The sequence below is a fragment of the Luteolibacter arcticus genome (assembly GCF_025950235.1).
Classification (GTDB): Bacteria; Verrucomicrobiota; Verrucomicrobiia; order Verrucomicrobiales; family Akkermansiaceae; genus Haloferula; species Haloferula arctica.
In genome coordinates, this window is record NZ_JAPDDT010000010.1 from 111925 (window position 1) to 124408 (window position 12484).

Genomic DNA, 12484 nt, shown 5'->3' on the forward strand with positions numbered 1-12484 from the left:
CCAGATGATGCGCCCCCTCCTCTTGATGCTCGCAGCGAGCCCGTTGCTCTGCGCCGATCCGGCGCCAGCGGAGCTGCGTACCGAACCCGCGCAGCCAGTCACGCCCGTGGAGCCGCGCACCTTGCCTGCCCCCGACCAACCGGTCGCGCCAGCAGAGCCGGCTGTGAAGGAGCTGGATGCCGACCGCCTGCAGATCGGCGAGGTGATTTTCAACCGCAAGACCCGCGAGATCCGATTTCCGGCCGCGGTGAACATGGCTGGCGGCGAACTGCTCGAGTTCGCGCTGGTCCACACCAATGGCAAGGTCCACGAGTCGCTGCTGGTGACAGACGTCTCCGCCACGCACGTCAATCTCGCCTTCAAGCTGCTGCGCTACCCCGCCTCCTCCGAGTTCTATGCGATCGTCGAGAAGGACGGCACCATGTCGAACGCCTTCCCAAAGGTCGCGGATGACGTGAAGGTCGCGGCCCGGATCAAGATCGGCCTCGAGTGGCAGGAAGCCGGCAAGACGCGCACCGCCTCGCTCAACGACTGGATTTCGCACGGCTCCACCGGTGAGCAGATGCCCGCCGCCGATCCGTGGGTCTATGGCGGCTCCGGCATTCACGAAGGGAAGTTCGTGGCCGACGTCACCGGCGATTACATCGCGATTTTCCTCAGCAGCGCCGCGCTGATCAATTTCTCCGGCAAGGACAACAATTCCGACGAGGTGTGGTTGCCCTTCCCGAAGCGCGTGCCGCCCGAAGGCACGAAAGTCACCGTCACCATCACGCCTCACCAGAAACCTGCCGCCGAAAAATGAAGTCCGCCGTTCTTCTCGCCTTTGCCTCCACCCTCGCGCTCGCCCCGGCGCAGGAAAAGGACACCCGCTACCTTTCCCTCCAGGTCGAAATCAAGCAAGCCATCGCCCGCGGCAATGCCTTCCTCGCGAAGCAGCAGCAGGAAGACGGCCACTGGGATCAGGCCGACCTGCCTGCATTCACCGCGCTGGCGCTGACCGCCGGTGCCCGCGATCCCGGCCGTGAGTCGAAGACCGAGCTGCCGCCTCACCTCGCCAAGGGCTTCCAATGGTTGCTCAAGCAACAGAAGGAAGACGGCGGCATCTATAACAAGGGCCTCTCGGTCTATAATACCGCCACCTCCGTCACCGCGCTGACCGCGGGCGGGCTGGAAGAGTTCGAACCGGCCATCGTGAAGGGCCGCAAGCACCTGATCGACCAGCAGTGGGACATCGGCCAGAAGAAGGAAACCGACAACCTCAACGACGGCGGCATCGGCTACGGCTCGAAGAACGACCACACCGACCTGTCGAACACCTACCTGGCGATCGAGGCGATCGCGCTTTCGAAGAAGGTGGTGGAAGACGGCAAGCACGGCGAGCAGCCGGATCTCGATTGGGACGCCGCGCTGGTCTTCCTGTCGCGTTGCCAGGCCGTCGATAGCAAAACCTCGCTGCCGGAAAGCGCCGAGTCCCCACAGAACAAGGGCGGCTTCCGCTATGCACCGGCCGAATCCAAGGCCGGCGAAGACAAGCTGCCCGACGGTCGCACCGCCCTACGCTCCCATGGCTCGATCACCTATGCCGGCCTGCTTTCGCTGATCTACGCCAAGCTCGGCCCGGATGATCCGCGCGTGAAGGCGGTCAAGGAGTGGCTCGGCAAGAACTACACCCTGACCGAGAACCCCGGCATGGGTGCCCAAGGCCTGTATTACTACTACCAGACGATGTCGAAGGCCCTGTCCGCCGCGAACATCGACAAGCTCGAGCTGGCCGACGGCAAGAAAGCCGACTGGCGCTCCGATCTCGCCAATGCCCTGCTCAGCAAGCAGAAAGCGGACGGCTCGTGGTCGAACGAAAACGCCCGCTGGATGGAATCGAACCCCATCCTCGTCACCGCCTACAGCGTGATGTCGCTGGAGCAGATCTACTACTCGATCCCGAGCGAACCGTAAGGCCCACTGGGAGCGCGGAATTCATTCCGCCCGGAGATTCAAGGGAGCGCGGGCGATGTCCGCGCTCCTTTTTTCTTTGTGATCGGAACTCCACCTTCCGTAGGCGCGTTTGTGACAACGCGGAAGCACTGGGATTGCCGACTTCCACGGACCGTTCCGCGCTGTCACCAGCGCGCCTACGATTCAATCAACGAAACGACACATCATACCCCCGCTCCTTGCGGAACTTCTTCAGAAACCGCGGCAGCCATGTCGGCCTCCTTAAGCGCCGTGCGATCCGCCGACGCGCCGTGAACCAATCGGCCAGCCCGGCCCAAAGCCCGAGCGGTCCACCGCGGGCGATGCCATCCGGCAACTCGTAGCCGAGGAGCTTCATCCGCCGCCCCCGCTCACCGAAAACGTAGCCCCGTGCCCAGGCGCGGCGATACCAGTTCGACATCTCCTTCTTCCAAGCATCGCGGCTATCCGGAGAGATCTTGTTGTAACGCTTCACCCCGGTGGGATCGCCCAAGCTACCGCCGGTTGAAGTGACCAACTCCTCGTCCAAGACCGCAGCCAGGTTCTCCCAGCAAAGGTAGGCACCGAGCCGGGCCAATTCCACAGCCGGATCGGTAACGAGGTCCTCGTACTTGATCTGGAACACGCGCTCGCCGTGTTTCTCACAGAAGTCCTGCAAGCGCTGCTGGCCCTCGTACAGGTCGATGCCGAATTCCTCCGGACACCAGCGGCCCTTGCGAAAGGTCGAGGACACCGACGACGCGACCGCGAGCGGATGCCGCCACAGCACGATGATCTTAGCATCGGGAAAGGTCGCCAGGATCTCCTCCGCGATCAGCGTGTAGCGCGGGGTCTTGTCGAGGAACCACTCCTTGCCGCCGGCGAGGCCGTCGTAAATGCCGAGCATCAGCTCGCGGACGCCTTTCCGGTAGGCCTCGTCATAGCCGTCCCATGCCTTGCGCATGTCGGCGGTGGCGGTCTCGACCAGCGATTCCCAGTAGGTCGCCTTGCGGGTCATCGCGGTGTCCTCGCCCAAAAAGCGCAGCAGCAGGCTCGGCTCGCCGAGCGTCGCGCATCTCCCGCTCATCAGCAGCAGCCGCTGGAGCAGGGTCGATCCAGCCCTCGGCAGAGACAGCAGGAAGACCGGGCGGGTCATGGGCGTTGGTAGCCGAAGTAGTCGATCTCGTCGGCGAAAGTTTCCGCGATGAAGGCGCTCAGCTTGTCATCATAGTACTGCGCCGCGTCGCCCCGCTCGGAGCGATTGCGCACCGGAAGCTCAACCGGCGGAATTTCCAGCCGCTCGCAGACCTTGCGGAAGTCGTCATTGAGATGCTCGTAGCGGATGATGAAGTCGACATTCGCGAACGGCGGCTTGCCCGCGTCGGTCGGCAGCGCGAAGTACTCGCGCAGCGGGCGGACTTCCTTTTCGACGAACTTGCGGAACTTCTTCGCGTTCCAGTCCGTCTCGCGGCGGTGCGGCGAGAACCAGAACGAGATCATGCGGTCCCAGGGATTGCGGACGCAGGCGAACTTGAAGAGGCCCTCGACCGCTTCCGTGCCGAGCTCGCGGTGGTATTCGACGAGTGTCGAGTGCTTCACCAAATCACGCCCATCCGAGCGCACTTCAAAGCGCTCGACCCCGTCTTGCCCCCCGCTGGCGACGATCCGGTCCTCGGAGTAATCCCGCAGGATGTTCTGGATCGAGTTGCCCGCGGTCTTCGGGATGTGGACGAAGAGGAAGCGTTTCTGAAAGGAAATCATGGCGGACGCTTGGCCAGCCTCCCCGAAGCAAGCGTCGCTGGTCAAGGACCGTTCCTGACGGCGATGATGTCAGGACGCTGCTCATCGTGATGAAAAGTGTCGGATTCGACACGGCGGCCAATAGCTCGCGATGGTCGAAATCGGACGTCGCCGATCCATGTCATCGTGAGGTTAGGGAGCCGTGAGACCGTCCGCCATGAAGAGCGTTTTACTGACGGAACTGGTTCATTGACACCGTGTTTCTCATCGCTAGCCTCGCGCGTCCGCGCCCGGGACATCGGCGACCTTTTCGTCGTCCTGACGCGCCTTTCCATTAGTTAACCTACTCCACGCATTACAGATGGCTACCGTGAAGAAGTCCGCCAAGAAGGCGGCCAAGAAAGCGCCCGCTGCCAAGGGCACTAAGTACGTTTACACCTGGGGCAACGGCAAAGCCGATGGCAACGGGTCGATGAAGGCCCTCCTCGGCGGCAAAGGCGCGAACCTCGCGGAAATGACCCGCATCGGTCTCCCGGTGCCTCCAGGATTCACCATCACCACGGAGGTCTGCACCTACTTCTACGCGAACAAGAAGACCTACCCGTCCTCGCTGCAGGCTCAAATGGAAGCCGGCGTGAAGAACATGGAGAAGATCATGGGCTGCAAGTTCGGCGATGCGAAGGGCCTGCCCCTCCTCGTGGCCGTCCGCTCCGGCGCCCGCGATTCCATGCCGGGCATGATGGACACCATTCTGAACCTCGGCCTCAACGACGAGACCGTGAAGTCCCTCGCCGCAGTAACCAAGAACGAGCGCTTCGCTTGGGACTGCTATCGCCGCTTCGTCCAGATGTATGGCGACGTCGTCCTCGGCGTGCAGAAGACCGAAGGCGAAGACCACGAGCCTTTCGAGGTCGTCATCGAAGAATTCAAGCACGAGAAGTATCACAAGGACATCATCGACTCCGACCTGACGGCCGATGACCAAAAGGAACTCGTGAAGCGCTTCAAGGCGCTCGTGAAGGACCGCACCGGCAAGGGCTTCCCTTCCGATCCTTGGGAGCAGCTCCGCGGTGCCGCCGGTGCCGTGTTCAGCTCGTGGATGAACGACCGCGCGATCGTGTATCGCCGCAAGTACAACATCCCCGCCGAGTGGGGCACCGCCGTGAACGTGCAGGCGATGGTCTATGGCAACACCGGTGACACCTCCGGTTCCGGCGTGGCCTTCACCCGTAACCCGGCCAATGGCGTCAACGAATTCTACGGCGAGTTCCTCGTGAACGCGCAGGGCGAAGACGTCGTCGCCGGTGTCCGCACCCCGGATCCCGTCGCCCTCATGAAGAAGGCGATGCCGAAGCCCTTCGCGGAACTGATGAAGGTCCGCCAGATCCTTGAGAAGCACTTCAAGGACGTGCAGGACGTCGAGTTCACCGTGCAGGAAGGCAAGCTGTTCATGCTGCAGACCCGCAACGGCAAGCGCACCGCCGCCGCCGCGCTGAAGTTCTCCATGGACATGGTCAAGGAAGGTCTCATCGACTGGAAGACCGCCGTGCTCCGCAACCCGGCCGATCAGCTCGACCAGCTCCTCGCCCCGATCTTCGACGTCACCGAAGCGAAGAACGCCAAGGAACTCGCCAAGGGTCTCCCCGCCGGCCCGGGTGCCGCCTCCGGCAAGATCTACCTCAACGCCGACCGCGCTGCCGCGGCCGCCGAGAGGGGTGAGCGCGTCCTCCTCGTCCGTAACGAAACCTCTCCGGAAGACCTTCGCGGCATGATCGCTGCCGAGGGCATCCTGACCGCCAAGGGTGGTGTTTCGTCCCACGCCGCTCTCGTCGCCCGCCAGATGGGCAAGGTCTGTATCTGCGGCGCTTCCGCCATCGATATCGACTATGACAAGAAGACCGTGAAGGTCGCCGGTGAAACCTTCAAGGAAGGTGACTACCTCTCGATCGACGGCACCAGCGGCACCGTTTACGGTGGCGAGCTGAAGACCGCTCCTTCGGAAATCATCACCGGCATCGTCGATGGCGACAAGGCCTCGAAGAAGACCGAGAAGTTCAAGAGCTTCCTCAAGCTCATGGAATGGTGCGAGCAAGCCACCCGCATGGCCGTCCGCACCAATGCCGACACCCCGGAGCAGACCCGCATCGCGCTTGCCTTCGGTGCCACCGGCATCGGCCTGACCCGCACGGAGCACATGTTTTTCGAAGGCGACCGCATCGACGCGATGCGCGAGATGATCCTCGCCACCTCGCTGCCTGCCCGCAAGAAGGCGCTGGCCAAGCTCCTCCCGTATCAGCGTGAGGACTTCACCGGCATCTTCAAGGCGCTCAAGGGCCTGCCTGCCACCATCCGCCTCCTGGACCCGCCGCTCCACGAATTCCTTCCTCACTCGAAGGAACAGCAGCTCGATCTCTCCAAGAAGATCGGCGTGCCGGTGGAAACCATCATCCAGCGCGTGCACGACCTGCACGAGTTCAACCCGATGCTGGGTCACCGCGGCTGCCGTCTCGGCATCGCCTACCCGGAAATCACCGAGATGCAGGCCCGCGCCATCTTCGAAGCCGCCGCTGACGTGGCGAAGAAGAAGATCGCCGTGAAGCCCGAGGTGATGATCCCGCTCGTCGGCTTCAGCAAGGAATTCGACCTCCAGGCCGAGATCGTCCACGCCGTGGCGAAGGAAGTCATGGCCGAGAAGAAGGTCACCTTCGAATACCAGGTCGGCACCATGATCGAAGTCCCACGCGGTGCCCTCACCGCCGACGAGATCGCCAAGGGCGCCGAGTTCTTCAGCTTCGGCACCAATGACCTCACCCAGACCGCGCTCGGCATCAGCCGTGACGACATGGGCGCGTTCCTCATGCCGTACATCGAAAGCGAAGTGTTCTCCAAGAACCCCTTCGCCACCCTCGATGCGACCGGCGTCGGCCAGCTCATGGAAACCGCCGTCACGAAAGGCCGCAGCACCCGTCCGAACATCAAGCTCGGCATCTGCGGTGAGCACGGTGGTGATCCGGACTCCGTGAAGTTCTGCCACAAGCTCGGCCTGAACTACGTCTCCTGCTCGCCATACCGCGTGCCCGTCGCCCGCCTCGCCGCCGCCCAGGCCGCGATCGAGGAAGGCAAGGGTGCCGCCCCGGCGAAAAAGGCCGCCAAGAAAGCTGCGAAGAAGGCTCCTGCCAAAAAAGCCGCCGCCAAAAAGGTTGCGAAAAAGGCAGCCAAGAAGGCCGCGAAGAAGAAGTAAGCCGCAAGGCTAGCTAGCTTCCGCTAGATCGATATCGAAAGCCGCTCCGGGAAACCGGAGCGGCTTTTTCGTTTCGTGGTATTGCAATGCCAACAGCAGGTATTACCCTGCTGGCATGGCGATCATCACCTGCAAGATCCCCAAGGAACTCGACGAGCAACTTGCCGCAGCAGCCGGGATCCGCCGCGTGTCAAAATCTGCCATCGTGCGGCAGGCGTTGGAAGCGGCACTCGCGGCTAAGAAGCCCGCTGCAGCCAGCCTTTTCGAGCAGATGAAAGACGGCCTTGGCTGCATCGACAGCGGTGTCTCCGACCTCGCAACCAACAAGAAGCACCTCGAAGGCTATGGCGGGAAAAAAGTGCGCCGCGCTCCTTGATTCGGGGCCGCTGGTAGCACTGCTCGATGCGAGGCAGGCGACCCATGCGTGGGCGGCGGACCAACTCCGCCACCTGACCGCGCCCTTGCTGACGTGCGAAGCGGTTCTCTCGGAAACGCTTTTCCTTCTTCAGCATTCCCGCCGTGCGACCGAACAGATCCAAGCTTGGCGCCGGAACGGACTGCTCGCCTGCTGGGGTGGCTTTGACAATTCCGCTGACGAAGTTTTCACATTGATGGCCCGTTACGAAAGCGTGCCCATGTCCTTCGCCGACGCATGCCTCGTCCGGATGTCCGAACTCTGGCCCAAGACTCCCGTCTTCACCCTTGATTCCGATTTCCGGATCTACCGCCGGAACAAGCGTCAAGTCATCCCGTTGATCGCCCCGTAAACCCTCCGCCAGCCTCACGTAGATGGCCGAGGGATTAACGGGAAAATGCATCATGCGGATCAGGTCATTTTAGCGATTGCTTTGCCTCACCTCACCGTCTCATCCGTCGGCGCGAATTGCGGCGTCACGGCCGGCCACGAGAGCTTTGCGCCGGGGAAGGATGGGCTGCCAGCGGCGAGGCGGCCGGTCGCGGGGTTGAAGCTGAGCGGTTTCGTCATCAGGAACACGAAGACATCGAGCCCGATCCCATCCTCGCTGACCGTCGTGCGAACGCCGCCGTCGGGAAGGACGACGCGCTCGGTGGAGGTAAAGGTGCCGGTCGCGGTGAGGTTGAAATAGAGGGCATTGCCGTTGAATACCTGAAGCACGCAGTTGTTCCTAATGAGGTGGGTCAGCACGCCCTGGCCGGCTTCGGCCGGATCGATCGAAGTGAGTGAGGATCCCCCCGACCACGTGACGGTGGTGGCCACGTCCGGATGATGCGCGCCGCTGGCGGTGACAGTGCCGGTGCAGTCGGCCATGTTCGAGAAGACGACGCCGAGGTACTGCGGGGTCATTTCCGGCATGCCGCGGGAGCCATGGATATCGCCGCGGAACTTCACATTCAGATCCATGGTCGCGCTGAGCGCCCCTTCACTGGAGACCTCGTATTTGAATGGCACCGTCCACTCGGTGATCGGGACCTTGTTACTATACGTGTAGTAGTCTTTGCTCTTCACGACCTGGATCTCGCCGCGCGGCGGACTCTGCGGTGTGCGGATGACGATGCCGTTGTAGTGATGCCAACGCTCCACGTGCACCGGCTGTCCGCCCCACAGGACGCTGCGATCCGACGGGCCGGGGTCGGGGCCGAAGTCGCCCTCGATCAGGTATTTGCTGAAGGGCTCGGCTTCGTCATGGGCTTCCGCGATCATCCGCATCACCGACGGCAGTAGGATGTGCCCCGGGGTCTGCTTATGGTGATACCACACCAGCTTCGCGTTCGGCCGGCCTTGGTTTGAGTACTTCGGGCTCGGGTCATAGTCGTAGCCGTTCTGGGCCATCCACCAGCGGATCGCATCGAGCGAGAATGAGCGCTCCTTCGGCATCGAGATCGGCGGCTCCTCGTTGGTGCCAAGCAGCCGGTCGAAGATCTTGAGGCACGGCGTGCCGCTCTGGTCGCCCGAAAGCCAGTCCCAACTCACGAACGAGCCCGCATTCGCATCGATGAAGGCTTTCCCCAGATCGGGGTCCGCACCGAAGCAGGCGTCCAGCACCACGATGGAGTGCGGCGCGAAGTGCATGCGCTGGCGGATGAACTTCGCCGTGATCCCATACTGCGGCACCGTCTCGCCCTTTACGATGCCCAGCTCCAGCTCTCCGGACTGGCGCAGCTCGCTGTAGATCGGCCGGGTATAGTAGGCTTCGGCATAGTCGCCGGTCACGATCATGACCCCTTGCTTCACGCCCTTCTCATCTTCATAGGGAACGCCGTGCGCGTGCCAAAAAAGCACGCCGAGCGGCGAGCCGTCCGGCGCCCACGACACGATCTGCGGGACCGTCGTGGAGGGGTAGTTCGTGGCCGTGTAGCCTTTGCCATTCAACCGGCCAGCGATGGTCGGCGCGGAGTTCGGAAAATGTGACTCCAGCGAGAAGGCGGCCACCGCGCGGTTCTTTCCGGGCAGGTCGCCAATGGGGGCGGCCGTCGGGCCGAAGGTGGGCGTCTCCACCGGGACGTCGGAGGCAGCGATGGGCATCGGCGTGCCACCATCGGCGGAGGTGCGCGGCTTCTGCATGAGCACGCAGACATCGCCATCGGCGAAGCGGATGCAGATGTTGCCCGCAAGGGACTCGGCCCACGCATCCTCGACATTCGGCTGCGACTTCGCCCACGCGATCAGGTTCGCGCGGAAGGTCTCACCGGGCAGATGATCCCACTCGATCATCTTGGCTCCCGCCGTGGAAAGCAGGCCGACCTTCACTGACTCCGCGACGGCCGGTCCGTAGGAGAGCGTGATCAGGTCCGGGTTGGAGAGCTCCACGGCGGGCGGCGTGATTTCAGGGCCGGTGCGGACCCGGGCAAAGCATCGTCCTCCGGGCTGGGCTGGCAGGCGGAAAATCAGGTTCGCTGCGCGGCCATCGGTGGAGCAGGCGAGCATCTTGCGCCACGGTGCGGGCGACGAGAGATCGGTGGTCACTTCCAGCACCGCATGGCGGGTGCCTGCCGGAATGCTCGCATTCACCTGAAAACGGCCCAGCGAATCGATGCAGGTGCCGGTGGTGGCGGGGTTCGCATTCGCGCCGAGACACAAGGCCAGCGCGAGGGAAAGAACCTGGAGGAGTTTCATGGGGCCGGGACCATGCCGGTCTCCGCCGCCTCCCGTAAATGGGTCGAAAGGACCAAAGGCCGCGCCTTCCCAAGCACCGCGATCCGCGGCATAAATAGGGCATGGAATCGCGTCACGGCCAAGCTCTCCCGCCCTCCGCCCTGGGCGGCGATTGGTTCCGCGTGCTCTTCGAGCGCAGCGCCGATGCGATGACCTTGATCGATCCGGCAACGGGCAGCTTCATCGATTGCAACGAGGCCTCGGCCGAAGCCATCGGAGCAAAAAACCGCGTGGAGTTGTTAGGATTATCCCCTCCATCACTCGCGCCGGAGTTCCAGTCGGACGGGCGGCTCTCGACGGAAGCCGTGGCAGAGCACACGCGGCTCACCTTGGAGAAAGGCAGCCACCGCTTCGATTGGCTGATGAAGCGGCTCGATGGCATCGTCACCCGCGTGGACATCGTGGCCACGGTGTTAGAGGCGGACGGCCGCAAGGTGATCCTGACCACCACGCGCAATGTTGAGCACAGCAAGCGCGTCGAGGATGACCTGCGCGTCTCCGAGTCGCGCTGGAGCCGGGTCTTCGAGCAGGCGCCCATCAGCATCCAGATCTTCTCGCCCGACGGTGCCAGCCGGCGGGTCAATGCCGCCTTCCGCAAGCTCTTCGAGCCGGTCGTGCCGGACCTCAGCGAATTCAATATCCGCCGGGATCCGCAGCTCGCCGCCGCCGGTCTCAGCGGACACATCGAACGCGCCTTCAATGGAGAGGTCGTCAGCATTTCCTCGATTCCTTTCGAAATGCGCATCGGCGAGGGCCGGCCTTCGCGCGGGGTGCGGTGGATCGGCTCGACCATGTTCCCGGTCGTGGATCCCGACACCGGCCAGCTTGTCGAAGTCGTCTGCGTTCACGAGGACGACACCGCGCGCAAGCAAGCCGAGATCGCGATCCAGGAACTGAACCAATCGCTCGAATCGAAATTCGCCGAGCGAACCACCGAGCTGCGCGAATCCGAGAAGCGCTTCAAGGCACTCTTCGAGCACTCGCCCGTCGGCATGGCGCGGGTCGATTGGGAAGGCAACTTCCTACAGGTCAACTCATCCTTCGCCGAGGTCGTCGGCTATACGAGGGAAGAGGTGGAGCAGATGAGCTACTGGGAAATCACGCCGCCGGAGTACAAGGAGGATGAAGACCAGATCCTCGAGTCGGTGAAGGTCAACGGCCACTTCGGACCCTTCGAGAAAGAGTACGTCCATCGCGATGGCCACCGCGTGCAAATCACCATCAGCGGCATGCTCATCGAACGCGAAGGCGGGCTCTACGAGCTGTGGGGCATTACCCAAGACATCTCGATCCGGAAGCGCGCCGAAGAAGCGCTGCGGGCCTCGGAGAAGAAGTTCCGCACGCTCTTCGAGGAGTCCCGCCAAGGCGTGATGCTCCACGACGAGAACACGCTATTCTCGGAAGTGAATCCCGCTGCCGCGGCGATGTTTGGACACGACCCGTCCTATTTCATCGGCCGCCATCCTTCCGAGGTCGCGCCTGAGTATCAGCCGAATGGCGAACTGTCCGCGACGGTCGCCATGCGGGAGATCAAGAAATGCCTCGCCACCGGCACCGCGCGCTTCGATTGGACCCACCGTCATGCCGATGGCCATGACGTCTCGATCGAGGTCGTGCTGAGCCGCATCCCGCAAGGCGACAAAAACTTCATGCAGGCAGTCGTCATCGACATGACCGAGCGCAAGCGCACCGAGGAGGAACTGAAGCGCGCCCTGGAACGCGAGCGCGAGCTGAGCCAGCTCAAGAGCAACTTCGTCTCGATGGTCTCCCACGAATTCAGAACGCCGCTCGGCATAATCCAGTCATCGGCAGAGATCCTAGATGACTACCTCGACCAGCTCGATCCCGCCGAGCGCCACGATCAACTCGTCTCCATCATCAAGAACTCCCGCCGCATGGCCGGACTGATGGAAGACGTGCTCCTGTTAGGCCGGTTGGATTCCGGACGCATGGAGTTCGTCCCGCGTCCGCTCGATCTCGCCGGGCTGTGCCGCCGCATGGTGGATGAAGTGCGCTCGACCACCGACGCGCGTTGCCCCATCGACTTCTCGACACGCGATCTACCCGTCGAAGCCCTGACCGATGAGAGCCTGCTGCGCCACATCCTGCTCAACCTGCTGAGCAACGCCGTGAAGTATTCACCCGATGGCGCTGCGGTGACCTTCCGCGCCGTCTGCGAGGGTGACTCGCTGGTCTTCGCGGTGCGGGACGAGGGCATCGGCATCCCGGAGCAGGACTTGCCCGATCTCTTCGAAGCATTCCGCCGTGGCTCGAATGTCGGCCAGACGCCCGGCACCGGCCTTGGCCTGGTGATCGTGAAGCAGAGCGTGGAACTGCACCGCGGCACCATCACCGTCAACAGCCGCGAAAGTGGAGGCACCACCTTCACCGTCGAGATCCCGTTTTCCCCAGCCTGATAG

At 63.0% G+C, this 12484-nt stretch carries 9 protein-coding genes; 6 read left to right on the forward strand and 3 right to left on the reverse strand.

Annotated elements, in window-relative coordinates; all coding sequences use genetic code 11:
- Positions 1-4: 4 nt before the first annotated feature.
- On the forward strand, positions 5-802 hold the full coding sequence (locus OKA05_RS20130; RefSeq protein ID WP_264488988.1) for a YdjY domain-containing protein: 798 nt from the start codon (positions 5-7) through the stop codon (positions 800-802).
- Positions 799-1953, forward strand: coding sequence for a prenyltransferase/squalene oxidase repeat-containing protein (locus tag OKA05_RS20135; RefSeq protein ID WP_264488989.1), 1155 nt, complete (start codon positions 799-801; stop codon positions 1951-1953). Before OKA05_RS20130 ends, OKA05_RS20135 begins: the two co-directional genes overlap by 4 nt.
- A 187-nt stretch (positions 1954-2140) precedes the next feature.
- On the opposite strand, the gene OKA05_RS20140 is transcribed toward OKA05_RS20135, so the two are convergent.
- Both OKA05_RS20140 and OKA05_RS20145 read right to left on the reverse strand, forming a co-directional pair.
- Positions 2141-3106: a sulfotransferase family protein gene (locus tag OKA05_RS20140; RefSeq protein WP_264488990.1), complete on the reverse strand. Its 966-nt coding sequence runs from the start codon at positions 3104-3106 to the stop codon at positions 2141-2143.
- Positions 3103-3711: a sulfotransferase family 2 domain-containing protein gene (locus OKA05_RS20145; protein ID WP_264488991.1), complete on the reverse strand. Its 609-nt coding sequence runs from the start codon at positions 3709-3711 to the stop codon at positions 3103-3105. The genes OKA05_RS20140 and OKA05_RS20145 overlap by 4 nt, the downstream gene beginning before the upstream one ends.
- A 340-nt stretch (positions 3712-4051) precedes the next feature.
- Here OKA05_RS20145 and ppdK point away from each other — a divergent pair, with 340 nt between their 5' ends.
- The 3 genes from ppdK (at position 4052) to OKA05_RS29370 (ending at position 7698) form a co-directional block, all read left to right on the forward strand.
- The gene (gene ppdK / locus OKA05_RS20150) at positions 4052-6931 is read left to right on the forward strand and encodes a pyruvate, phosphate dikinase (protein WP_343226982.1); all 2880 of its coding nucleotides are present in this window, start codon (positions 4052-4054) and stop codon (positions 6929-6931) included.
- Positions 6932-7046: 115 nt separating this feature from the next.
- Positions 7047-7307: a ribbon-helix-helix protein, CopG family gene (locus OKA05_RS20155; RefSeq protein WP_264488993.1), complete on the forward strand. Its 261-nt coding sequence runs from the start codon at positions 7047-7049 to the stop codon at positions 7305-7307.
- On the forward strand, positions 7276-7698 hold the full coding sequence (locus tag OKA05_RS29370; RefSeq protein ID WP_343226983.1) for a type II toxin-antitoxin system VapC family toxin: 423 nt from the start codon (positions 7276-7278) through the stop codon (positions 7696-7698). Before OKA05_RS20155 ends, OKA05_RS29370 begins: the two co-directional genes overlap by 32 nt.
- 86 nt (positions 7699-7784) lie before the next feature.
- Here the strand turns inward: OKA05_RS29370 and OKA05_RS20165 are convergent, their stop codons facing one another.
- Positions 7785-10025 carry a hypothetical protein gene (locus OKA05_RS20165; RefSeq protein WP_264488995.1) on the reverse strand — a complete coding sequence of 747 codons (2241 nt, stop codon included), beginning with the start codon at positions 10023-10025 and terminating at the stop codon, positions 7785-7787.
- Positions 10026-10126: 101 nt separating this feature from the next.
- Here OKA05_RS20165 and OKA05_RS20170 point away from each other — a divergent pair, with 101 nt between their 5' ends.
- Positions 10127-12481 carry a sensor histidine kinase gene (locus OKA05_RS20170; protein WP_264488996.1) on the forward strand — a complete coding sequence of 785 codons (2355 nt, stop codon included), beginning with the start codon at positions 10127-10129 and terminating at the stop codon, positions 12479-12481.
- The last annotated feature ends 3 nt before the right edge of the window (positions 12482-12484 follow it).